Annotated in this window: 23 protein-coding genes; 10 read left to right on the forward strand and 13 right to left on the reverse strand. The window is 40.4% G+C overall.

Annotation, left to right across the window (positions count from 1 at the left end; translation table 11 throughout):
* Positions 1-106 precede the first annotated feature (106 nt).
* Both PJ15_RS09190 and PJ15_RS09195 read left to right on the forward strand, forming a co-directional pair.
* A complete protein-coding gene (locus tag PJ15_RS09190; protein ID WP_047430061.1) occupies positions 107-1,426 on the forward strand; it encodes a 3-deoxy-D-manno-octulosonic acid transferase in 1,320 nt (439 codons plus the stop codon).
* Positions 1,423-2,133 carry a 16S rRNA (uracil(1498)-N(3))-methyltransferase gene (locus PJ15_RS09195; protein ID WP_047430064.1) on the forward strand — a complete coding sequence of 237 codons (711 nt, stop codon included), beginning with the start codon at positions 1,423-1,425 and terminating at the stop codon, positions 2,131-2,133. The genes PJ15_RS09190 and PJ15_RS09195 overlap by 4 nt, the downstream gene beginning before the upstream one ends.
* Here the strand turns inward: PJ15_RS09195 and PJ15_RS09200 are convergent.
* The 5 genes from PJ15_RS09200 to PJ15_RS09215 all read right to left on the reverse strand — a co-directional run bounded on the left by PJ15_RS09200 (position 2,113) and on the right by PJ15_RS09215 (position 5,777).
* Entirely contained in the window at positions 2,113-3,093 is a 981-nt protein-coding gene (locus PJ15_RS09200) for a mechanosensitive ion channel family protein (protein ID WP_004776220.1), read from the reverse strand. The genes PJ15_RS09195 and PJ15_RS09200 overlap by 21 nt on opposite strands.
* Positions 3,094-3,217: 124 nt before the next feature.
* Positions 3,218-4,261, reverse strand: a complete 1,044-nt coding sequence (locus PJ15_RS09205; RefSeq protein WP_047430066.1) for an SGNH hydrolase domain-containing protein — start codon at positions 4,259-4,261, stop codon at positions 3,218-3,220.
* On the reverse strand, positions 4,194-4,592 hold the full coding sequence (locus PJ15_RS18945) for an acyltransferase family protein (protein WP_155766457.1): 399 nt from the start codon (positions 4,590-4,592) through the stop codon (positions 4,194-4,196). Before PJ15_RS18945 ends, PJ15_RS09205 begins: the two co-directional genes overlap by 68 nt.
* Complete coding sequence (locus PJ15_RS18890) at positions 4,580-5,071, reverse strand: acyltransferase family protein (RefSeq protein WP_047430068.1); 492 nt, start codon at positions 5,069-5,071, stop codon at positions 4,580-4,582. Before PJ15_RS18890 ends, PJ15_RS18945 begins: the two co-directional genes overlap by 13 nt.
* Positions 5,072-5,207: 136 nt before the next feature.
* Entirely contained in the window at positions 5,208-5,777 is a 570-nt protein-coding gene (locus PJ15_RS09215) for a DUF805 domain-containing protein (protein ID WP_047430071.1), read from the reverse strand.
* Between the two features lie 329 nt (positions 5,778-6,106).
* On the opposite strand from PJ15_RS09215, the gene acs reads away from it, so the two are divergent.
* The gene (gene acs / locus PJ15_RS09220; RefSeq protein ID WP_047430074.1) at positions 6,107-8,050 is read left to right on the forward strand and encodes an acetate--CoA ligase; all 1,944 of its coding nucleotides are present in this window, start codon (positions 6,107-6,109) and stop codon (positions 8,048-8,050) included.
* A 58-nt stretch (positions 8,051-8,108) separates the two neighbouring features.
* On the opposite strand, the gene PJ15_RS09225 is transcribed toward acs, so the two are convergent.
* Positions 8,109-8,651 carry a cysteine hydrolase family protein gene (locus PJ15_RS09225; RefSeq protein ID WP_047430075.1) on the reverse strand — a complete coding sequence of 181 codons (543 nt, stop codon included), beginning with the start codon at positions 8,649-8,651 and terminating at the stop codon, positions 8,109-8,111.
* A 104-nt stretch (positions 8,652-8,755) separates the two neighbouring features.
* Between PJ15_RS09225 and PJ15_RS09230 the strand changes: the two genes are divergently transcribed.
* Positions 8,756-9,169, forward strand: coding sequence for an Lrp/AsnC family transcriptional regulator (locus PJ15_RS09230; RefSeq protein ID WP_047430078.1), 414 nt, complete (start codon positions 8,756-8,758; stop codon positions 9,167-9,169).
* 79 nt (positions 9,170-9,248) lie between these two features.
* Here PJ15_RS09230 and sfnG read toward each other — a convergent pair whose 3' ends face one another.
* Positions 9,249-10,355 carry a dimethylsulfone monooxygenase SfnG gene (gene sfnG / locus PJ15_RS09235; protein WP_047430081.1) on the reverse strand — a complete coding sequence of 369 codons (1,107 nt, stop codon included), beginning with the start codon at positions 10,353-10,355 and terminating at the stop codon, positions 9,249-9,251.
* A gap of 26 nt (positions 10,356-10,381) precedes the next feature.
* Positions 10,382-11,122 (reverse strand): FMN reductase, encoded by a 741-nt coding sequence (msuE, locus tag PJ15_RS09240; RefSeq protein ID WP_004776209.1) that lies wholly within the window; start codon positions 11,120-11,122, stop codon positions 10,382-10,384.
* A gap of 351 nt (positions 11,123-11,473) precedes the next feature.
* On the opposite strand from msuE, the gene PJ15_RS09245 reads away from it, so the two are divergent.
* The gene (locus tag PJ15_RS09245; protein WP_047430083.1) at positions 11,474-12,124 is read left to right on the forward strand and encodes a response regulator; all 651 of its coding nucleotides are present in this window, start codon (positions 11,474-11,476) and stop codon (positions 12,122-12,124) included.
* A gap of 123 nt (positions 12,125-12,247) precedes the next feature.
* Here the strand turns inward: PJ15_RS09245 and omp33-36 are convergent, their stop codons facing one another.
* Positions 12,248-13,144: a porin Omp33-36 gene (gene omp33-36 / locus PJ15_RS09250; RefSeq protein ID WP_047430086.1), complete on the reverse strand. Its 897-nt coding sequence runs from the start codon at positions 13,142-13,144 to the stop codon at positions 12,248-12,250.
* A gap of 732 nt (positions 13,145-13,876) precedes the next feature.
* On the opposite strand from omp33-36, the gene blaOXA reads away from it, so the two are divergent.
* Positions 13,877-14,713 carry an OXA-294 family class D beta-lactamase gene (gene blaOXA, locus PJ15_RS09255; protein ID WP_047430089.1) on the forward strand — a complete coding sequence of 279 codons (837 nt, stop codon included), beginning with the start codon at positions 13,877-13,879 and terminating at the stop codon, positions 14,711-14,713.
* Positions 14,714-15,245: 532 nt separating this feature from the next.
* Positions 15,246-16,967 (forward strand): GGDEF domain-containing protein, encoded by a 1,722-nt coding sequence (locus PJ15_RS09260; protein WP_047430092.1) that lies wholly within the window; start codon positions 15,246-15,248, stop codon positions 16,965-16,967.
* Between the two features lie 342 nt (positions 16,968-17,309).
* On the opposite strand, the gene PJ15_RS09270 is transcribed toward PJ15_RS09260, so the two are convergent.
* Genes PJ15_RS09270 through uvrA form a run of 3 tightly spaced genes read right to left on the reverse strand, consistent with a single transcriptional unit; the run spans position 17,310 to position 21,280 of the window.
* Positions 17,310-17,720 carry a hypothetical protein gene (locus tag PJ15_RS09270; protein ID WP_052138585.1) on the reverse strand — a complete coding sequence of 137 codons (411 nt, stop codon included), beginning with the start codon at positions 17,718-17,720 and terminating at the stop codon, positions 17,310-17,312.
* Complete coding sequence (locus tag PJ15_RS09275) at positions 17,713-18,393, reverse strand: HNH endonuclease signature motif containing protein (protein ID WP_047430098.1); 681 nt, start codon at positions 18,391-18,393, stop codon at positions 17,713-17,715. Before PJ15_RS09275 ends, PJ15_RS09270 begins: the two co-directional genes overlap by 8 nt.
* A gap of 55 nt (positions 18,394-18,448) precedes the next feature.
* Entirely contained in the window at positions 18,449-21,280 is a 2,832-nt protein-coding gene (gene uvrA / locus PJ15_RS09280) for an excinuclease ABC subunit UvrA (protein ID WP_047430099.1), read from the reverse strand.
* Positions 21,281-21,524: 244 nt separating this feature from the next.
* Between uvrA and PJ15_RS09285 the strand changes: the two genes are divergently transcribed.
* From PJ15_RS09285 to PJ15_RS09295, 3 genes are all read left to right on the forward strand, one after another.
* Positions 21,525-22,127 (forward strand): TetR/AcrR family transcriptional regulator, encoded by a 603-nt coding sequence (locus tag PJ15_RS09285; RefSeq protein ID WP_047430102.1) that lies wholly within the window; start codon positions 21,525-21,527, stop codon positions 22,125-22,127.
* Between the two features lie 3 nt (positions 22,128-22,130).
* Complete coding sequence (locus PJ15_RS09290; protein ID WP_047430104.1) at positions 22,131-23,108, forward strand: zinc-binding dehydrogenase; 978 nt, start codon at positions 22,131-22,133, stop codon at positions 23,106-23,108.
* Positions 23,109-23,178: 70 nt separating this feature from the next.
* A complete protein-coding gene (locus tag PJ15_RS09295) occupies positions 23,179-23,532 on the forward strand; it encodes a DUF1304 domain-containing protein (RefSeq protein WP_047430107.1) in 354 nt (117 codons plus the stop codon).
* Positions 23,533-23,684: 152 nt separating this feature from the next.
* Here PJ15_RS09295 and tenA read toward each other — a convergent pair whose 3' ends face one another.
* A complete protein-coding gene (gene tenA, locus PJ15_RS09300; RefSeq protein ID WP_047430110.1) occupies positions 23,685-24,359 on the reverse strand; it encodes a thiaminase II in 675 nt (224 codons plus the stop codon).
* Positions 24,360-24,462 lie beyond the last annotated feature (103 nt).

The raw sequence follows: 24,462 nt of genomic DNA on the forward strand, positions 1-24,462 counted from the left end.
TTTTAAAACTTTAAAAAATGACTCATGTGATTTACCAAAATTGCATGAGTTTTTTATTTAAATTCCGCATAATGAGCGGGAATCAAATTGTGAATCATGGTCTCGGATGGCGCAGCAAAACGCAGTACAGCAAACCCCGTTCTGGTATAACTTTTTATTGACATGTATCAAGCCGTTATATCGTTGGAAAATCAAGCAGCGGGCGGAAAGTGATGCACTGTTTCAGCAAGAATGTCTTGAGCGTTTTGGTCCATTTCAACCCGTCAAAAATAGTGGAGCCATCTGGTTTCATGCGGTATCTGTTGGCGAAACCAATGCAGCCCAGCCCTTAATTGAACATTACTTAAAATTAGGCCATCCAGTTCTGGTGACCAATACCACCAAGACAGGACAGGCACGGGCAAAGTCACTTTTTCAAAAAGCACCTTATTTAGATTTATTTCAGGCGGTCTATCTGCCTGTCGATCAGAAGTCATTACTCAAACAGTTTTTTCAGCGTTATCAACCTAAAATATTGGCTTTGGTCGAAACTGAAATCTGGCCGAACCTGATTGCAGAAGCAAAACAACAGCAAATTCCCTGCATTTTATTAAATGCTCGCCTTTCTGAAAAATCTGCCAATGGTTATGCTAAAGTTCGCCGTTTAACCCAGCCAATGTTGCAACAGTTAACGTGGTTACTGGCACAGGATGTAGCTACGCAGCAACGTTATGTCAGCTTGGGGCTTGATCAAGCCAAAAGTCAGGTGGTGGGCAATATTAAATTTGATATTACTGCGCCAGAACATTTTGTAGCGCAAGCACAGCAACTCAAACAGGAATGGCACTTGGCTGATCGGCAGATCATCACGCTGGCCAGTACCCATGCACCTGAAGAGCACAGTCTGCTACAACAGTTGCAGCCACATTTAAATTCAAATCCGAACCTTCTCTGTATCGTGGTGCCACGGCATCCAGAACGCTTTGATGAAGTGTATCAAGTCTGCCAAAGTTTAAATTTAAAAATTCAACGCCGTAGCCTGCAACAGCCGATTGAGGCGGATACACAAGTTTTTCTTGCTGACAGTATGGGCGAAATGTGGCTGTGGTATGCCTTGAGTCAGGCTTGTTTTGTTGGTGGTTCACTGAATGAGCCAGGCGGGGGACATAATATTCTGGAGCCTATGGCACTGGATGTTGTCACCGTAATTGGCCCGCGTTACTTCAATTTCCAGAGTATTGTGGATGAATTCGTTGCTGAACAAGGTATCTTGATCGGTGATGATGCCGCGCAGGTGGTACAGCATTTATTGAGCTGTCTAGATGATTCTGCACAAGCCACGCAACTGGTTGAACGTGCGCAGCAGGTGTTGCAACGTAATCAGGGTTCGTTACAAAAACATATTCAGTTACTTGATCATTACCTTGCACAAACCACTTTGCCATGAATATTGTTTTACTTGAACCCGACCAGATTGTTAACAATGATGCATGGCAAATTGACAATCCACGCCAACTTCAACATTTACGGCAGCATCTCGAATTAAACGTAGGTGATAGCTTGAAAGTGGGGATACGCCAAGAATTGCGTTATCTCACCGAAGTGTTGGAGATTTCAGAACAGCGCATTATAGTGAGACCGATTCAGGCAGATACAGTGCCTGAAAAACTGCCTGTGCATTTGATTCTCGCCTTGCCACGGCCCAAAGTGTTGCGTCGTATCATCATGGATGCAGTAACGATGGGCGTTGAACGAATCAGCCTGATTCATAGTTATCGGGTGGATAAAAGTTACTGGCAAACGCCATTTTTACAACAACTCGATGATTATGTGACGCTTGGTCTGGAACAGGCAGGCGATACCATTGCACCCGAGATCCAGCTTTATAAACGCTTTAAGCCCTTTGTTGAAGATGTCTTGCCGACATGGATCAATGCCGAGCGACCTGCTTATGTGGCGCATCCTTATGCGGAACAACACATGCCTTATGCGATTCAGCATGGCTGTAGCCTGATTATTGGGCCAGAAGGTGGCTTTATTCCGTATGAAATTGAGCTGCTGAAAAAAAACGGCTGCCAAGCAATGAGCATAGGCAACCGAATTTTGCGGACTGAAACAGCCGTATCAAATATTTTAGGTCGTTTGTTTGTCTGAGGAATCAGCCTGTTCAGATTGATCGCCACGATAGACTTTCACTTCCTGTACTGGATATGGAATAGAGATGCCTTTCTCATCAAATGCCGTCACCACAAGTTCCTGAATTTCACTGATTGAGGTTGATGTTGATGTTTCCGTGGTATTGACCCACCAGCGTACAGTCAGGTTAATTGAGAAATCTGCAAGCGCCGTGACATTGACGGAGAATCCTGGCTGACTCAATACGTTTAGATTGTGATCCAGAATATCCATAATAATCTGCTTGGCCTTTTGCATATCATCTTCATAGCCAATGCCGACCACAAATTCGCAACGACGACGTTGATAGGCATTATTGACCGTGACTGCGCTGGTATAGACGGTCGCATTTGGAATCACGATGCGGCGACCATCCGGAGAACGTAAAAAAGTCGCGCGGATCTGAATGTCTTCGACATTGCCTTCCATACCATTAACGACAATATCATCGCCAATACGGAACGGTTCACTGATCAGAATCAGGATGCCTGATAGCAAGTTCTGGAAAATATCCTTGAAAGCGAAACCAATCGCAACCGAACCAATCCCCAAAGCACCAATCAGTTGGCTTGGTGTAAAGCCTGGAATAGCGATCACCAATGCAATCAGGAAACCGAAGAAGATAATAAAGGTACTACCGACGCGATTCAGCACCAGTACCAGATTCTGTCGGGTATAGCTGCGATTTTCTAAAGTCTTGCGAATAAACAGTTTAAATAATTTGGTGAGTAGCCAGAAAATAACGAAAACCGTAATCGCGATTCCGATATAGGGCAGGCGCTCCCAGAAGCTATCCATGATTTTATCAATCGTGGTATAGGCATCGTGATATTTTTCAGTATGGGCGAGTACGGTCTGGGTCGTTTTTGTCCCTGCTTGATGAATCAGCTCACCCGTATCTCTCGCGACTTCAGTCAATGTTGTTTGTTCATTCGCCACAGGAAAATCTCTATTTCGCAAAGGAAGGAGTCAATGAGGGAAGCAATCATAATGAATTTCTTGCGAATACGCATGCAAAATTCAGCCTCTGTTTCCCATCATAATCAAATCAAACCATAGAATATTATCGCCTTCTATCATCTATGGAATAGCTGTTAAGAAGAGTATTTATTTGTAATTTATTTAATACATTTAATAACTCATTGCCAGTAGCTTCCGCATAATACTTTGATCCAAGTTCATTTAAATGATTTGAGTCATAGTAAATAAATTTATCATTAAATTTAGGAACATTGTTAAAAAAATGATTATTAGAAAAATTAATAAATTCTATATCATGGCGTTGACTTATTTCTTTTAATTTAACATTGGCTTTCATTTGTAATGGGTCGATTGATATCTTTGGATTTAAATGTAAATTTTGGAAATGCTGTATTCGATTAATGTTTTTTGTAAATGTAGGTATTTGCCCTAGTATAATGATACGATGATTAACTTTGTTTTTTTCAATAAAGTTATCTAAAGCTGTCATAGACTGTTGGTCTTTGAAATGTTTTGACCATAATCCAGCAATGATTATTGTATTGTAATTGTTTAATTTAGACTCAATGACTTTAGTCTGAGATGTACAAGAGGCCCGAGCCCACGTTGGAAGGTTATTAATATTGAAATTTTGAATAGGGAGGCAAGAGCTTGAAGATATAATGTTAAATGAATATGATGATTTAAGCTGAAGAGTATCAAAATAAATATTTAATTGAGCTGCATGCGAGTCACCAATAACTAATATTGAATGGTCTTTTATGAGTGGTTTTAAGCACATTTCAACTATTTTTCCATGGCATATTTTTTTGTCATCAGCATATCTGGTAAGATATATTGGTTGTTCAGGAGTGATTTTTTTGTTTATTTTTTCTCCAAAAAATAGAACAAAAGAAAGAAGAATTAAATTTGCTATTATAAATAGATAAATGTAAATTGTTTTGCATTTTGATAGTTTATTTTCTATGAAAATGTAGGAAATGTAAGCACAAAAAAAAGTGAGTGAAATAGCAATAATAATGGTTGGTAGTGTCAATTGTTGTGTATTTTGATAATATCTAAAAAAGGCTAAAAATTGGCCAATGCCATAAATATAGAGAATATGAAATAGTTCCAATAAATACAAGAGATTTTCTTTCTAATATTTTATTAATAAAACTATCTTTCTGAATAATAGTTAAAGCAATGCAAATAGATGGAATTAGACCTAATACTCCTGGGAAGTGTTGATTTGGGATTAAAAAGAAGCAAGGAAGTAAAATAAATATTCCAATTAAACTTAGAAACTTTTTTTCTTGTATGATAGGGTTTCTAGCGAGTAGGGCGGCTAGAGTTCCAATAAGAAATTCTGGTATTCTTGATAGTAAAGAAAAATATTGGTCTTCATTGGTTCTGTTAAGCTTTATTTCGACCCATAATGTTAGAAGGACAATTAATATAATTGTTATTTCTTTAATTTTTTTCTAGAAAAAAATGTAAGCAGAATTGGTAAAATGAAGTAGAATAGCATTTCTATAGCAAGTGACCAAGTATGTAATAGGGGGAGCTCCTCCGACATTGGTGAAAAGTAATCGCCAAATGTAGAAAAATAATGATTACTATAAAAATATAGAGTATATTTCAAACTTTCAAGGAAGTATCTTAAATCAGAAAGGGTGAGTAGTATTATTGAAACAATTGCACAGATGCTGAGTAAAAGTAAATATGCTGGAATAATCCTAATTATTCTTTTTTTATAGAAGTTTAAGAAGCTAAAATTTTTATTATTATTTAAAATAATAGAGGAGATGATAAATCCAGAAATAACAAAAAAAATATCAACTCCAATAAAACCTGATGGTAACCATTCTTTGTTAACATGAAAAATAATTACTGCAAGGACGGCAACAGCACGTAATCCCTGTATATCGAGTCGTAAAGGAGTTGATGATTGCATGCAAATAAAGAGAATAAATCATTCGTTCTATCATAGCTGATTTATCTCATGAATTGGATAGATCTCCGCCTAGATATGCAGTTTAAGAAAAGCTTTAGTGATACTGTTCATATTCTTAATCACATATAAAGCTTCTTTAGAAATATTCAGTTGTGTTTTGAATCATTTGTGTTGGCATATCCAAAAGGTCTGGGCTGGCAAAATAATAAGCAAATGTGAATAGGCCAAACATCATCAGAACTGTGATGAGAATCATGATCCAAGCCAGTATTTTTTCCCAGCCACGTGAAGGACGCACATCACCATAGTCATTACGATGTGGTGTACCTGGCGCAAGTAGCACATATAAGGTAAAGAAGAATTGCAGAATAGGCACCAATAAGATCAGGCATAGCCAGCCCGTTTTATTCAGGTCATGTAAGCGACGGATCAAGAACACAATTTGACAATACAGCGCCACTAACCACAGTGCAATCAGGGCAAAAAACGAGAGGCCTGAAAATACTGACATGATAGCCGCATCAACATTCGCCTGATTCATGCTAAAAAATCCAGTGAATGCAAAAATGCCGATAAAAGCAGCCATACACACCAGACTCAATAATCCGTACCAGCCGATATAACTCAGACGATTAAAACGTCCATTTGGCGATAATGGATGATCATTGATCGGTAGAGGAGATGTGGGTGTTTCGGGGTTAAACATAGGTGATTCCTGTTCTTTTGTTTATTAAATCTTTTAAGCTCGATGCAATGATCAAAATAATCACTTATTTTAAAAAGAAAAAGCATAGACAAGCAGTTCAGATTTAAATTATTTTGAGTAAATTTTTGAAAATAAATTAGGGGCTGTTAACATTTCAGCCATTGTGAAATGTTAACAGCCCCTAGTCGTAACAGAATAACATTCCTACGACCAAAGCCGCATTGTTTGCGCTTGTAAATGGTGCCCATACTGCTAGAGAGAACAAAACATATCCAGAAGAATAGATGAGAGCATCTAGGATATGAGATAAAAGACCAAGGAAGTAAGCTATGAAAGACATCTACCCAGTGCCTGATAAATTCAAAGAAACGGCAAGAATCTCGGAAGCAGACTATTTCAAACGTTATCAGGAATCGATTGAGCAGCCTGAAGCATTTTGGGCAGAAGAAGCAAAAAATATTGACTGGATTAAGCCGTTTACGCAGGTGAAAAATACCAGTTTTCATCAAGATAATTTTAAAATTGAATGGTTTGCAGATGGTGAATTGAATGTCTCTGTAAACTGTTTAGACCGTCACCTTAAAGATAATCCATTAAAGCCCGCGATTATCTGGGAAGGTGATCACCCGTCACGTCATAAGATCATCTCTTTTGTCGAACTGCACGATGAAGTGTGCCGCTTTGCCAATGTCCTGAAAAAACAAGGGATCAGCAAAGGTGATCGTGTGGTGTTATATATGCCGATGGTGCCTGAAGCTGCGATTGCCATGTTGGCCTGCGCACGGATTGGTGCAGTGCATTGTGTTGTATTCGGCGGCTTCTCTCCAGACTCATTGGCCAGCCGTATTGAAGATAGCCAAGCGAAACTGGTGATTACTGCTGATGCTGGAATGCGTGGCGGTAAGTTGCTTCCATTGAAAGAAAATGTTGATGCCGCATTAGAGATTGCGGGAACAGAAAGCGTCCAGAATGTGATTGTGGTCCATCGTACAGGTAACCCGATTCAGTTCAATGCACCACGTGATATCTGGTATCACTTGGCGATCATGGAAGTTGATGAGCATTGTCCTCCTGAGCCAATGAAAGCGGAAGACCCGTTATTCATTCTCTATACCTCAGGTTCAACTGGTAAACCTAAAGGTGTGTTGCATACCACAGGCGGTTATCTGGTTTATGTCAACAGTACCTTTAGAGAAATCTTTGATCTAAAAGAAGATGATGTGTACTGGTGTACCGCGGATGTGGGCTGGATTACAGGGCATAGTTATCTGCTTTATGGCCCGCTTAGCAATGCCACTACAACAGTGATGTTTGAAGGCATTCCACAATATCCGACATGGGCACGTATTGGTCATGTTATTGATAAGCACAACATTACCATTCTCTATACTGCACCAACCGCGATTCGCGCCATGATGCGCGAAGGCGATGCTTATGTGCGTGAAAGTGATCGCAGTAGCTTACGCTTACTTGGTTCTGTAGGCGAGCCGATCAATCCAGAGGCATGGAACTGGTACCACGAAGTTGTTGGTGAGGGGCGTTGTCCAATTGTCGATACATGGTGGCAAACTGAAACAGGTGGAATTCTGATTTCGCCATTACCAGGTGCTACTGCGCTCAAACCTGGTTCGGCGACACGTCCATTCTTTGGGGTACAACCTGCGTTGGTGGATGGTGAAGGCAATGAACTTGAAGGTGCGACTGAAGGCAATCTGGTAATTAAAGATTCATGGCCAGGCCAGATGCGAACCATTTGGGGCGATCCAGAGCGCTTTATTGAGGCTTATTTCTCAACCTTTAAAGGCAGTTATTTTACAGGTGATGGCGCGCGTCGAGATGAAGATGGCTATTACTGGATTACAGGGCGCGTCGATGATGTATTAAACGTCTCTGGACACCGTTTGGGTACGGCTGAAATTGAGAGCGCGTTGGTGGCACATGAAGCGGTTGCTGAAGCTGCTGTGGTCGGGATGCCGCATGAGATCAAAGGGCAGGGTATTTGCACCTTCGTCACCTTACAGGCTGATGTTGCAGAATCGGAAGAGCTACGTAAGGAGTTGGTGAACTGGGTGCGTAAAGTACTTGGGCCTGTGGCAACGCCTGATGCCTTACATTGGGCGCCAGCTTTGCCAAAAACACGTTCAGGTAAAATTATGCGCCGTATCTTGAGAAAGATTGCTGCCAATGAACTTGATACGCTTGGTGATACTTCAACACTGGCAGAGCCAGCTGTGGTTGATCATTTGATTGCGACGGTTTATCCAAACCGATAGAAACCATTTAAATTGAAAAAGAGCGTTTAAACGAACGCTCTTTTTTTATGTATATTACTTAATGATTTGCTAAAAAATCAGCCGTGCTTTGTACCGTGGCAAAGAAACCTAATGCCGATAAAAATGCGGTTTGGACATCCGCGGCTTTCACGGTTTTACCGTCATATTCGAGATCACGGGTTGCAGTTGCATCGGCAATCACGATGGGTTGGTAGCCCAGCTCTTTGGCAGCACGTGTTCCTGAATCAATACATACATGCGTCATCATGCCAGTAATCACCAGTTGTTCGACTTGATGCTGCTCAAGGATAGCTTTCAGATTGGTATCGACAAAGCTATTTGGGAAATGCTTTTCGACAATAATCGAGTGATTGTTTACTTTTAATTGTGGATGTAATTCAGCACCGACGGTATTTTCCTGAAAAAAGCTGGCAGTGGCTGGGCTAATATGCTGGATATAAATAATAGGCAAATTATTCTGGATAAAATAATCTTCTAATCGGTTGGTTTGCGCCAGTGCGTGGTCTGGATTGACCAGTTCCATTTTACCATTTTTAAAATAATCGTTCTGAATATCAATAATCAGGAGGGCTTGTTTCATCGTTTTTACTTCCAGTGTTAAGTTAAAACAAGAGTAGGGGAAGCGTGAAAAATCCGCTATATTCAGATGAAAGCATTGTTGCTGGTTTTCTTTCGTAATGAAAAATGAATATTGAACTTGATCCCATCGACTTAAAAATTATTGAACTTCTCAAACAAGATTCGCGTTTAAGCCATAAAGACATTGGTCAGCGAGTACATCGTACAGGGCAAGCGGTGGGTGCGCGTATCGCCCAACTCATGGATGCAGGCATCATTAAAAATTATACGATTGCTGTTCATTATGAACATAAGCAGTTTATTCAACTGTTTATGAATGATCAGCAAGCTTTTATTGAAGTGGAACTGCTGGTGAAACAATATGAGCAGGTGGATGAGTGTTTTAAAATTCTTGGCAATGCCTGTTATATGATTGTCAGCCATTTTGATCCTGCACAGTTAAATGAGTTTATCGAGCAGTTATCCAAATGGTGCCGTTATTCGGTCGAGACGGTGATGCGAGAAATTGCAACGGCTTAAAATAAAAGACCCCAAGCCGAGTCTTGGGGTGAGAGTATGTGCCATGTCTTTTATTTTTCTTCTTGTTTAGTTCCAACGCTTAAGCTGATTTTTCGATCAATAGATGCTCCTGTTGTTGTTCAAGTTGACGAACCAGTGGCAAGACTTTTTCTCCAAAATATTCGACTTCTTCAATGAAATGCAGAAAGCCTGAAAGTACTAAATCAACGCCGACATTCTTCAACGCTACGATTCGTTCCGCAATTTGCTGGGGTGTACCAATCAGATTAGTCTTAAAACCATCGTTATATTGCACCAGATCATCAAAGGTTGATTTCGCCCAGTTGCCTTCACGTTCAGGCGCTGCTGCTCCTGCTTCGCGTGTCGCATCACCAAAGGCATTGACGGCTTCTACATTGGCCTGAGCAATAATTTCATTCAAGACAGCTTTGGCTTCTTCTTCGGTATCGCGGGCGATAATAAAGGCATTGACGCCAATCTTGACCTGACGATTTTCTAGCTTGGCCTTTGCCCGTACATCATCAATCTGTTTTTTGATTTCGTCCACACTATTGCCATTGGTAAAGTACCAGTCGGATACGCGAGCAGCCATATCACGTGCGGCGCGGGAACTACCACCCTGAAATACTTCGATATGAGGTTTTTGCAGTGGTTTCGGTTTTAGCGTGTAATTCTGGAACTGGTAATATTTGCCATCAAAACTATAGTTGTCAGTAGTCCAGATGCCTTTGAGGGTGCGGATAAATTCTTCTGAACGCACATAACGTTCATCGTGTTCAGGCCACGGTTCGCCTATCGCATCAAATTCGCCACGGAACCAGCCACTGACCACATTAATCGCAACACGTCCTTGGGTCAGATAGTCAATGGTGGCTAGCTGTTTAGCTGCAAGTGCAGGCTTCCAAGGGCCTGGTAAAATCGCAGCAATCACTTTGAGTTTTTCAGTTTTTGCCAATAAGGCATGGCTAAAACTTACCGACTCATGCTGGTTTTCAGCACCATAGCCTGCCGTAAAACGGATTTGGGTCAATGCATATTCAAAGCCACTTTTTTCTGCTGCCTGTGCGAGGCGCACATTGTAGTCGTAGCTCCAGTCGGTACGTTGTTCAATGTTGCTTACAACGAGACCGCCACTGACATTGGGAACCCAATAGGCAAATTTAATTGCTGATGTTGTTATTGTCATCGTTGTAGCCTCCACAGAGATAGGGTTTATGCGACGTGGGTTAAATTTTTTGCAGATTTGGGATGAAGACGCGATTCGGCTGCATCCAAATTCGGTACAGCAGCTGAAGGCAAGACTTCTGCCTGTTCGATCTGTTTATTGATGCCAAGGTTTTGATTGGCTTGTTCAGTTTTGGTTTTAATTACAGCAGCACGCTGACCTTTGGCTGGCGCCCATTCCAAAATCGGCAAGGCACGTGCCACCGCCAGTGTGACGCGATCAGCCAATTGCTCACTTTTGACCGTATATTCAGGGGTGAAATCCCGATCAGTCGCATAGACACCAATCGGTAAGGTCTGGGCTTGAAAGAAGCTAAACAGTGGACGTAACTGATGTTCAAGAACCAAAGCATGACGATCACTGCCCCCTGATGCAGCCAGTAAAACAGGGACATCAACCAGTGCAGTTTGTTCTACAAAATCAAAAAAATGTTTGAATAGACCAGTAAAGGAAGCGCGATAAACAGGGGTGCCCACAATGAGAGCATCGGCTGCTTCTACGGCTGCCAAATCATCCTGAACCCGTTGCGGAAGTTGATTACGGTAAATGGCTCCACCGAGTAAAGGGCCAATTTCGCTGAGTTTGACAAAATGCACCTTGATATCAATGGCTTCTGAGAGTTCATCCAGAATGGCTTGCACCAGACTTTCAGTTTTTGAAGGACTATTTAAACCACCAGAAACAGCAACAATATTGAGGGGAGTGGATACCGTATTGCGATTGGACATAATAACTGCCTAAAAAGATTATTTCGAATTGCTATTTATTTATCTACATCGGCATGGGGGCTGTAAAATAAGGAAATGCTGCAAGCTTATCTTTTTTATAGATATATCAATTAATCAGCATCAATTAAAAATAATCTGGGTTTAATCGGCTGTTTCTATTCAGGATTTTTCATCCACTTTTTGAATTGAATATGATTTAAACGAGTTATATTAATATTTGATTTATTTTGCGGGAAAAAGAAATAAATCAATGCTTGTGCTTGACCTCGGCGCTAATTGAAAATAGGCTTAGACGGATTGAATTTAAATAAACATCGTACAGTGACGTACTTACAGATAGCTTAAGCGCTTATGAATATTTTAATTGTAGACGACCACCCCCTCTTTAGACATGCCTTGATTCAAGCGGTTCGTTATAGTTTGCCTCAGGCACAGATTCAGGAGACGGCTGATGTTGATGAATTCTATGCACGCTTAGAACATGGTGCAGAACCTGATCTAGTTTTACTGGATTTAAATCTCCCTGGTGCTTCCGGTTTCTCCGCTCTGGTGTATGTCCGTGCACAATATCCTGCGATTCCGATTATTGTTGTTTCAGCACATGAAGAAGTTTCGATTATTCAACGTGCCATTGCACATGGTGCGATGGGCTATATCCCGAAATCTTCACATCCAAGTCATATTGGTGAAGCAATTAAACATGTTCTGGAAGGTGAAATCTGGTTACCACCGAATTTACCAAGCCATTCAGGTTTTGATCCAAGAGCCGCGGATGAAACTGCTTTGGCAGAACGTCTTCAATCATTGACACCACAGCAATTCCGCGTGTTAATGATGGTGGCAGAAGGTTTATTAAATAAGCAGATCGCTTATGAATTGGAAGTCTCTGAAGCGACGATTAAAGCGCATGTCACCGCAATTTTCCGTAAATTGGGCGTACAGAACCGCACTCAGGCTGTATTGGCGATCAGTGCTTTAAATATTGAAGACAAAAAGATGTAATCTGTTGAAATGAGAGTTTAGGCTCTCATTTTATGAAATGACAGAGAATAAAAAAACCAGTTCTTTCGAACTGGTTTTTTTATTATGAATTCGTTGTTCTATCGCTAGAACTAAAATCCAATATTAGAAACGGAACTTCGCGTTTACGCCAACAGTTTGCGTATCCACATTTGCATGAACTGCATTTGCATTTACGTAGCTAGCACCTACAGCAATTGCTGGAGTGATGAAGTAGTTAACGTTCGCGCCCCAAGCAGATTTGATCGGAGAGAAGTTGTCGTTAGCTGGGTTTTTGCTAAAGTTTGCTTCAGCATAAGAAGCGCCAACGCTTAACGCAGGTGTTAAATAAAGATCAGTTTTTAAACCGTAAGCTTGGTTTTCGCCGTATGCAAGACCAGTTTCAAAACCAATAGCCATGTTTGTACCGTCGATGTTACCAACGTATTTAGTACGTGCAGTTACAACGTCTTGTTTATCACCAATTGTTGCTGAATCAGCAACAGCACTGAATACGCCATTTTCAAGAGCTTTGTTTGCATCTAAAGCAATTTGGTCAGCAACGCGAGTATAACCTACAGCAACTAAGAAGTTAGGTAAAACCATAGCACCAAGTTCTACAGAGTAGCGGTCGCCATTGTCTTTTTCGCCTTCAGCTTTAGTTTGAGAGTGGCTATATGCAGCACTTGCGTAAGCAGGTACATAAGGAGTAGGAAGATAAACTTCACCTTTTGCACCGAAAGTGTTGTTCTTAACAGTTACTGCCTTATCACCGCTTAACTTTGCATAGTTGTATGCAGCAGAAACATTAGAAGCTTGGTTTAAGAAAGCCGCTTCAGCTAAAGGACCTTTAGATGCGTCTACATTTTTGAAGTAGTAAGTACCTTTAGCAGCACCAGTAAAGTCTTTGTCATTTAAGTCTTTAGCTTCGATGAATTCAGATTGACCTTGAACTTCGAATTGGTATGCATGAGCGCCGGTCATGGCTAAAACTAGAGCAGTGGCTAAACCGAGTTTTTTCATAATGATTTCCAGCTTTAAAACAAGAAAGAGTAAATTTGGAGTCATTGTATTGTAACAATTTATGAAGTCAATGTAATAAATTCGCCCTTCCGATAAGCGATCAAAATGTGACTTGTCATCGTGCAAAAAGTGAACGTTTAATTAAATTGTTGTCAACCTTTTATAAATTATATAACTAACAAGTAGATAAGCTTACATTTTGTCTTTTTATAGAATGTAATCGCTATCTCACAGTTGAATAGTTTGATTGGTTTGTTCGATTATTTTAATCGTTTTTTTCGTTGATAAAGGTCTTTATTTTGTCATAAAAAGGCAACTAAAAGCGTGAGCTGAAATGACCTTATTTGTATTTTTTGCGATGAAGTATGCAAAAAACTGCTCCTTCTGACCAAATTAATATAACCGAAAATACCCAATAAGTCTGATTTTTAATAACCAATTAACAAAAACGATTGGAAATTTAATTCCGATCTATTTAATCGACTTTACTTTCCGAGAAGTACTTCACATAATAATAAGCAAGAGGTATCTAATTTGCATTTTAGTATCTCATAACATTTTCTTGAGTATTTCGATGTTTTAAACATCAATGTTTTACTAGCTCGGCTTTCCCCAAGGCTGAGCTTTTTTTTGTCTGCAATTTCTATTTGTACACATAAATAATGCTACAGCACCGAGAGAAGAAACAATTTATAGTCATTAACTCTCTACGCATTATTCAATTCTTTCATTATGTCTAAAAAATTAAAATTACTCGCGCTATGTGCAACTGTAATCTCAGCTGCAACATTGGTCGGTTGTCAAAATATTCAGTCCCAAGCTCAACCTCTAGTCTTAAATAAACAGGCTCAGGATCAGATCGCAACTGCATTCGAAAGTATCCAGACAACCGGTGTATTGGTCACCTATGATGGCAAAAATTTTCAAAAATATGGCAATGATCTCAGCCGTGCAGATCAGCGTTACATTCCGGCCTCAACTTTTAAAATGCTCAATGCCTTGATTGGTATACAGCACCATAAAACCTCACCTAATGAAGTGTTTAAATGGGATGGACAGAAACGGGCTTTTCGTAGCTGGGAGAAGGACTTAACGCTTGCTGAGGCAATGCAGGCTTCGGCTGTACCTGTCTATCAGGAGCTGGCGCGCCGTATCGGTCTAGAATTAATGGCAAGTGAAGTAAAGCGGGTTGGCTACGGTAATCAAAATATAGGGGCGCAAGTTGATAATTTTTGGTTAGTGGGGCCTTTGGAGATTACGCCAGTTGAGGAAGTAAAATTTGCTTATGCCTTAGCCAAACAGCAACTTCCATTTGATCCCTCAACACAGCAGCAAGTCAGAGATATGTTGTTGATCGAAAATGTTCAGGGAACTAGAATTTATGCCAAAAGCGGTTGGGGAATGGATGTACATCCTCAAGTCGGATGGTGGACAGGTTGGGTCGAACAACCAAATGGTCAAGTCACAGCATTTTCGCTGAATATGGAAATGAAAAAAGCAGAACATGCGGATGCGCGTAAAGCCATTGTTTATCAAGCTTTACAACAGTTAGGTTTATTACCCCAATAAAATTCTGATAAAAAAAGACCCAGCTTTTAAGATAAAGCTGGGTTCGAAAAGGATGTTTCACATTGGGGAGAAAACATCCTTGAGGGTTTCTGTGCAAAACAAAGAATCTCAGTGCTTGATGAAATTATGTTCTTTGGAAAGTAATTTGTGAAATTGATAATTTTTATTTTAAAGATAGGGTTTTTCGATCAAAAATAAAATGATATTTAAAAGTAAAAGGTGAATTTGGGCTGATCAGTTGACTTAAATTAATTTAAAAATACTAGCTATCTTTTTGACTTTTATCATTTATATTCTAAATTTTAAACACGATCAATATAATTTAATTCAGTAAATATAAATAAAAATTATTCTCAATAAATAATATTTCTTTTCATTGTTTACTTGGAAATCTAGAGAGTCTTGCTGTTATCGCTTAATACGCACAAAAAACTCGGCATAATCGTAGTCGTGTGATTTAAAATTCAGGTAAAATTATTATCTGTTTAAAATGCAATCGAGACCTTTTTTTGAAAAATAGTCAGGTGTGTTAATGGGGCAACACTTAAAAAGCTCGAAATTACGTTCTGAGCAAATTAGTCGGCGCCTATTTCTTTGCATGCTCGTTATTATTTTTTCGATCTCCTATCTTTCCATTCCTTTAATTATTAATAGTTATCAAGAATATATAAGAACAAATCAAACACTGACCGAAATCATTAGTTTGCGTAGCTTGGTCAAGACCGCAAATAAAATTTCCAAAGAGCGTGCGCCGTCAAATAAGGTGATGTCGAGTCAACCTCAAGATCTGGCTGAAAATCGTAAGGAATTGCTGGAATATCGAAAGCTGGTCGATATGCAAATTGATCGGACCATTGAAGTTTTAAAACACAATGGTTTTGAAATGATTGCCGAGGACCTAGATACAGATCTTAAGACGAAATTGGCTCAGGCACGCACTGTCGTGGATGCGTATGCGGATACTCCGAAGGATCAGCGAACATCGATCCAGTTTGATCGCGCTATTCTATCTATGTTTGATGTTTGGGATGAAAGTCGTGAGCTTTTAAAATGGCTGATGGTTCAGTCGAATAGTAAAAATAGCAAAATGTCGAACTATTTCACCTCGATCCTGATTTTGACCGATATGCGGGATCAGGCAGGTCGTGTGGCTTCAAATATTATGGCGCCCGTGACATTTGATGAGAAAATTTCTGATGAGAATCGGGCGCGTTCATTACAGACTCAGCACCAAGCCATTTATCTTTGGGGGCTGATTGATACCATCCAGCCTGAACAATCAAAATCACCTGAATATGTTCGACTCTATTTACGGGTAAAAACAGAATTTCTGGATAAGGGACTCCCCATCATTTCGCAGTTACTGGATGAAAGTAAAAATAATGAAGCTTATTTTATTTCAGGGACGGAATTGACCGATCAAATGGTCGGAAAATTTACCACAGTGATGGATTTGCAGAATTATATTCTGAACGACAGTATTGAAGTTGCAGAAGATCAAAACCGACGTGCAAAACTGCAGTTTATTTTTACCCTGTGTATTTCCAGTTTATCGTTGCTGATTGCCATCTTTACCATGATTTATGCTAAGAGAAGGGTATTTGGTCCATTAATCAATGCACGAAACATGATTTTGCGTCTTTCGGGGACTTCTGATGAGCTTTCTCATATGACCAAAAATAAGGAAGAGTTTTTTTCCTTGTTTGAAGCCATCGATAAACTCAAAGGTATGTTGAAACAGCGCGATACGATGGAGTTGCAATTAAAGCAAATCGCGAATTCTGATGTACTGACAGGCGTGGCAAACCGATTGGCACTAGAAGAATATATTGCTGCGCTGGAAGCTAAACCTGAGGGCTTATCACAAACGTGTGTGATCGCGATTGATATTGATAATTTCAAGTTTGTAAATGATCAGTACGGGCATATTGTCGGAGATCAGGTCATTACCATGATTGCAGATCAGCTTAAACGCAATGTGCAGGCTTCTGACCTGATCGTGCGTTATGGCGGTGATGAGTTTCTGATTGTTCTTGAAAATATTCAAATGGACGCGGCCAAAGCCATTGCAGAGAATATTCGTCTAGGTGTTATTCGGGAAAATATTGTGATTCAGAGTATGGCTAAAGAGATTCAGGTTTCGGTGAGTATTGGTATTGCGATTGGGGCAAATAGTTGGTTAGCGTTGTTAGAAAAAGCAGATCAGTCGCTGTTAAAAGCGAAGGCAAAAGGGAAGAATGTGGTGGATATTTAAAAATTTATATTTTTAAGCTCTAAGTATTTTAGTTTTACTAAACTTTACTACCCTTTAAAAAACTCTTAAGTATTTGATATTTAATCTGATTCATTGGTATAGATCATTGTATGGGTGTTATTGATAATATCTAAATATAAATTCTCAGAAAATTCTTGTTTTGTAAGGAAGTTAAAATCGAAACTAATTCCAAATTTTGCACTTAATTTTGAGATTCTTTTTTTTAAGGTCTTATAAAGCTTGAAATTATCATTTGATATTCCTACAAAGAGTATATCGATATCCTTGAAAAGATGATTACCATGAAAGAAAGATCCAAAACCAATGACGCAATGTAAATCATTAGAGTGATCCAAAGCAATATCTTGGACTTCCTTCGTCATCTTTTTTATGGTACAACCAGAATTTATCAAAATGTATGCCACCTTTAATTTCATCAACACGATATAAGCCTAGTTTTTTTTCTAATGCTAGTATTTTTGCATCTCGCGTATAAAAATTCCAAATACTACCAATACAAATAATATCAACCTCAGGGAACTCCTCTAGAACTTGATATAGATCATTTTCACCAAAAACATAGCTGTCTAAGCAAAGTAAACTTAACGAATCATTTTGTTTGATACGCTCAAATGTGAAAAGAATATCCTTTTTTCTTTTAAGATTAATAATATTTTCATGATTTTTTAAGACTCTTTCTAAAAAAGTTATTCGACAATATTCGACATTCCAGTTGTTAAATGCTTTACTCATTTATATACTCAGAGAATTCAATTGGGAAAAGTTGATACTTTTCAATAGGTTTGATGAAATGCTGCTCATATGCATTTACATGTGCTTTCATTTTTATAAAAACTAGATGATTAGTCCATAATTCTATATTAGTTTCTATTAAATTAATAATTTTACGATTATTAGGTAAAATATCTTCAACAATATGTTTATGCCATAGCTCAACGCTATTAGAAAGTAAATTTTGAGCTACTTCTGAGGATGGGCCATATTCATTGAATAAATAGTGATTTTCATCTAAAAGCTTTTTTATTTCTAATTTTAAATTCTTTAAATTTTCAAATTTTTTGTCCTTAAATATTGATTTTACTTTATTCTCATGTTCTTTTTTCCAGTCTTGTAGTTTTTCTAAGGGGTAATCTTGTTCTGCTTTATCAATTAAAGTATGGCAAGTGCTGCATAGAAGAATTAGATTCTCAGGTGAATCTATATTAACATTTGATTGATTTTTTTCACCTCTTGGGCCATCTATGCTATGTGCAATTATATGAGCTTGTTCACCAATCACTACTAATGAGTGACGGGTAGTAGACTCAATAAGGTCTCGGTTACAAGATGGGTTTGCGCATTTACCTGCAGATAAAGCCCATAATGCCTTGAGGTCTTTATCTGCTAGTTTTTTTCTTGTTGTCATAATCTATAAGTTCACTAGGTTGAGTTTATATAGTAACTTAACCTCCCTTATTAAATCACTTCAACATCGGCTTTAAGAAACGACCTGTATGTGAAATCTCAACTTGAACCACTTGCTCAGGTGTACCTTCAGCAATGATTTGACCACCACCAGAACCGCCTTCAGGGCCTAAATCAATGACCCAGTCAGCGGTCTTGATCACATCCAGATTATGCTCAATCACAACGATGGTATTACCCTTATTGCGTAGCTCATACAAAATGTCGAGTAACTTGGCAATATCATGGAAATGCAGACCTGTAGTCGGTTCATCCAAGATATATAAGGTTCGACCCGTATCGCGTTTTGCCAACTCACGTGCCAGCTTCACCCGTTGTGCTTCACCACCTGAAAGGGTGGTCGCTGCTTGTCCTAAACGGATATAGCCAAGACCGACTTGAGTTAAAGTATCTAAACGACGATGAATCACAGGAATGGCACTAAAGAATTCAGCGGCATCTTCCACAGTCATTTCCAAGACATCAGAAATGTTCTTGCCTTTATAACCGACCTCTAAAGTCTCACGGTTATAACGCTTGCCATGACAAGCATCACAAGGCACATACATATCTGGCAGGAAGTGCATTGCGACTTTGATCATGCCGTCGCCTTCACACGCTTCACAGCGGCCGCCTTTCACGTTAAACGAGAAACGACCTGCGCTATAACCACGCGCTTTGGCTTCAGGTGTTTGTGCAAATAATTCACGAATCGGCGTGAATAAACCCGTATAAGTTGCAGGGTTCGAACGTGGGGTACGACCAATAGGACTCTGGTCAATATCAACCACTTTATCCAAATGTTGTAAACCATCAATCGAGTCAAATTTTTCAGCAGTCAGTGTTGTTGCGCCATTCAGTTGAGTCGCAGCTAAAGGCAATAGGGTACGGTTAATCAAGGTTGATTTACCAGAACCAGACACCCCAGTCACACAGGTCATAATGCCTAATGGAATAGTCAGATCAACGTTCTGTAAGTTATGTCCGCTGGCACCAGAGAGTTTGATCACTTCATCTGGGCGAGGTGAGATCGTACGTTGTTTCGGTACTTCAATCTTCAATTTACCTGACAGATATTGACCTGTAAGCGAGTCGGCATGATTGGCCAATTCATCATAAGTTCCTTCCGCAATCACGGCACCGCCATGAATACCTGCACCTGGCCCGATATCAATAATATGGTCAGCAGCGCGGATGGCATCTTCATCATGCTCAACCACCAGTACGGTATTGCCCAAATCACGTAGGCGAATCAGGGTTTGTAGCAAGCGGTCATTATCACGTTGATGTAGGCCAATCGAAGGTTCATCCAGCACATACATCACACCCATTAAACCTGCGCCGATCTGAGAAGCCAGACGAATACGTTGCGCTTCACCACCTGAAAGGGTTTCGGCTGAACGTGCCAAACTGAGATAATTCAAGCCAACACTGACCAGAAAGTGTAAACGTTCACGAATCTCTTTAAAGATTTTATCGGCGATTTCACCTTTAGCACCTTCAAGATTCAGGTCTTGATAATAGTTTTCCGCATCACCAATCGACATCTTGGTGATTTGAGCAATGGTCTTGTCCTTAACACGAACATGACGAGAAATTTCATTCAAACGTGAACCGCCGCAGGCATCACACGCTGCATTCGACAGATATTGTGCCAGATCATCACGGACATAATTCGATTCTGTCTCGCGATAGCGACGTTCCAGATGCGGCAAAATCCCTTCAAAGGCTTGAACACGACTGTGCTTACGACCACGTTCATCAATATAACTGAGGTCGATTTTCTCTTTACCTGTGCCTTGCAGGAATTTCTTTTGCGTATCTTTATCGAATTTATTCCAAGGCTCATCCAGATCAATACCGAAATGATCTGCGACTTTTTGCAGCATGGTGTAGTAATACGGGCGCTGTCTGTCCCAACCACGAATCGCACCTTGGCTAATTGAGATTTCAGGATTTGGAATCAGCTTATCTGAACTGAAATGGCTACGCGTACCCAAACCATCACAGACAGGGCAGGCACCGAATGGGTTATTGAATGAAAATAGACGTGGTTCAAGTTCAGCTACGGCGCGGTCACATTCTGGACAAGAATGTTTTGCCGAAAACACGCGTTCAGGATGTTCGCCATTCATCCATGATAAAACCGCAATATCACCGCCTAGACGTAATGCGGTTTCAAACGATTCTGCAATACGGTTACCGAGATCGTCACGCACTTTAAAACGATCGACCACCACTTCAATGGTATGTTTTTTCTTTTTGTCCAGTTCAGGCGGGGTATCAATATCAATGATTTCACCATCGACACGAGCACGAACAAAACCTTGGCCTTGTAACTGTTCAAATAATTGGGTGTATTCACCTTTACGCTCACGCACCACAGGCGCAAGCAACATCAAAGCAGTGCCTTCTTCCAGACTTTTAACGGCATCGACCATTTCTGAAATGGTTTGTGCCACCATTGGCAGATCATGTTCAGGGCAATACGGCGTGCCGACACGTGCGTAGAGCAAACGCAAATAGTCGTAAATTTCAGTAATGGTACCGACGGTCGAACGTGGGTTATGACTCGTTGATTTTTGTTCAATCGCAATCGCAGGCGATAAACCTTCAATCGAATCGACTTCAGGTTTTTCCATTTGTGACAGGAATTGGCGTGCATAAGCCGACAGTGATTCGACATAACGGCGCTGGCCTTCGGCATACAAGGTATCAAAGGCCAAGGATGATTTTCCTGAGCCAGAAAGTCCCGTAATCACCACAAACTTGTCACGTGGGATATCGAGTGACACATTTTTTAAATTATGAGTACGTGCGCCTCGAATACGGATATGACTTTGACTCATAAATACATCTCAATAAGCTGAACATGAAAACATGTATATGATAACGATTTAAAATTGTTCAAGTGGTATAAAAATATTTAAAACGACAAATTGTGACGGTTAATGAACTGGTTCACATTTGTCTTATGCAATATGCCTTGTATTTTTAGCATTCAATGCCGCAGATTACTACCGATAAACAGAGGGAGAATAAAAATACACAAATTACTAGACGACTGGTCTAATATTAATTTATAGTGTGCTTATGAAACGATCAACGAAAAGTGAAGCGACTCGACAACACATTCTTGATACCAGCTTTGAACTGGTATTACGTAAAGGTTTTGTTGGGGTCGGCTTGCAAGAAATTCTCAAGACCTGTGATGTCCCGAAAGGGTCGTTCTACCATTATTTTGCTTCTAAGGAAGCCTTTGGCTGTGCCTTGCTGGAACAGTACATGGCGGACTATAAAGTTCGGGTGGAGCAGCTTTGGCAACAGACTGAACCAAATGCCTATGCACGCCTGATGGCTTTATGGCAGGCATGGATTGATGATCCTGTGTATGGCAGTTGGGCAGAGAATTGTCTGATTGTGAAATTAGGTGCAGAGGTTGCAGATTTATCTGAGGACATGCGTGAGATTCTCAATCTTGGCGTACATCGACTGACACAGCGAGTGGCACTGTTACTGCAAGAAGGGCAACAACAAGGCTCCATTCCACTACATCTTGACCCATTTAAAACAGCGCAGGTGATGTATCAATTATGGCTGGGTGCGGCCCTGATGACCAAGTTGGCTCAAGACAAAGCGCCGCTACATTTAGCTTTAGAAACAACACAACAGCTGTTACAACCGACCAAGGAATAAACCATGCAAAGTATTATCCATCAAAGTTTTGGTGAACCTGTAGATGTATTACAGCAGGCAGAAATGCCACAGCCTGAACCTAAAGCAGGTGAGGTTCGTATTAAAACCATCATGTCTCCTATGCATAACCATGATGTCTGGACTGTGCGTGGTAGCTATGGCTATAAACCAACACTCCCTGCCATTGGTGGTAGCGAAGCGGTGGGTATTGTTGATGCGGTAGGCGAAGGTGTTGATGAAAGTAAATTAGGCCAACGTGTTGCAGTTGCTGGTGTACATGGCAGTTGGGCAGAATATTTTATTGCACCTGCACATGGCATTATTCCCTTAAATGATGCGATTGATAATGAAACAGCAGCTCAATTGATCGGCATGCCAATCAGCGCCTTGATGTTACTGGATTTTGTGAATGTACAGTCAGGTCAATGGTTAATTCAGAACACGGCAAATGGTGCAGTCGGTAAAACGGTTGCAATGATTGCTCAAGCACGTGGGTTACAAGTTATTAATCTGGTTCGCCGTACTGATGCGATTGCAGAAATGCAAGCACTCGGCATCCAGCATGTGGTGGCAACGGATCAGGACGATTGGAAACAGCAAGTCAAAGCCATCCATGCAGATCAAGCGTTAATTGCAGGAGTAGATTCAATTGGTGGCAGTGCCAGTGGTGAAATGTTGAATCTACTCAGTGAAAATAGTCTGTTGGTTTCATTTGGTAGCATGACAGGCGAAACCATGCAGATTTCATCGGGTGACCTGATTTTTAAACAGGCGACGGTAAAAGGTTTCTGGGCAAGCGTGGTGAGTAAAGAAATGCCAGCAGAGCGTAAAAAGGCATTATTTGTAGAACTTCTGACACTGGCAGCGCAAAAGAAACTGGTTCTACCTGTTGAAGGTGTCTTTAGCTTTGACGAAATCAAAACTGCTGCACTCAAGGCAACCCAAGGCGCTCGTCAAGGTAAAGTCTTGTTGAAGCCCTAAGTTAAATCATCACTGCCAGCCGTGAGGCTGGTTTCATTCGCTATGTCGTCATTATAAAAAGGATAATCAGATGATTGGATCGTTATTGATTGGACTCATTGCCTTATTACACGTCTATATTCTTGTGCTGGAAATGTTTTTGTGGGACAAGCCTTATGGTTTAAAAGCCTTTGGCAATAGTCTGGAAAAAGCACAGCTCACCAAAGTGTTGGCACAAAATCAGGGGCTGTATAATGGTTTTCTTGCAGCAGGTTTATTCTGGTCATTACTTGCACCTGCAAGCTATGCCATTACGATTGCCAATTTCTTTTTGGGTTGTGTGCTGATCGCTGGAATCTATGGTGGTTTGACTGCCAGCAAGAAGATTATTTACATTCAAGCTGTACCGGCATTGATTGCTTTAATTGTGGTGAATGTTTTTTAGTCGAGAGATATAAGTAGGCAACTGGACGGATTTATGTTTTAATGCGCCCAGTTTGAGATGAGCCTCATACAGTATATCGGACGATACGATATACGACTAAGCCCCTTAATTGGGGCTTTTTTATGTCTAGAGAAAAGTGCAGGGGAAGGGACTTAAGCCTGATCCAGGCCTAGCCATTGACGTTGCTGATAGGCGCTATCCCAGAATAACCATTCCAGTTTTGCACCCATCGTATAGGCGGCATGCATTTTCGCTAAGGTATCCTCATCACAACGTGCAGCCACTTTATCTACAGTTGCAATCACGTTACGTACTGCGGTATTAAATTCCTCACCTGCATAGGTGTCGATCCATGCCTGATACGGATTATTTTCAACAGATTGGTTGATAATGTCTTTGCCCACTTCGGCATAAATCCAGAAACATGGCAGCAAGGCAGCCAAAATGACAGGATAGCTCTCTGACCATGCTGTTGCAGTAAGGAAAGAAGTGTAATGATGGCAAGCAAGCGTAAGCGGCGTACTCTCAAACTCGGTTTTGCTCACATCAAATTCCTGCATAAAATCATTATGCAAACTGCGTTCTACAATAATGGCGATTTTTGCTGCTTCAGAAAACTGGATCACATCATCGGCTTCATAGGCTTTTGCCGCAGCCACAGCCAGTGCACGACCATAGGCCAATAAGTAATGCGCATCTTGAATGACATAGTGACAAAAGACTTTACGATCTAATGTCCCTGCTGCAAGTTCTTGATTAAAAGGCAATGCTAATATTTTTTGATATAAGTCTTGATTACGTTGCCAAACATCTTGAGAAAACGTCATGGATTGAACCTATTAAAAAACACGATAAATAAACCTGCCAGCACTATAGCAGAGTCTGCTGGAGATAAAATTTTCTTCAAAATAAGTGCAACAATCTTTTGTC

Source organism: Acinetobacter sp. neg1 (assembly GCF_000788125.1).
Taxonomy (GTDB): Bacteria; Pseudomonadota; Gammaproteobacteria; order Pseudomonadales; family Moraxellaceae; genus Acinetobacter; species Acinetobacter vivianii.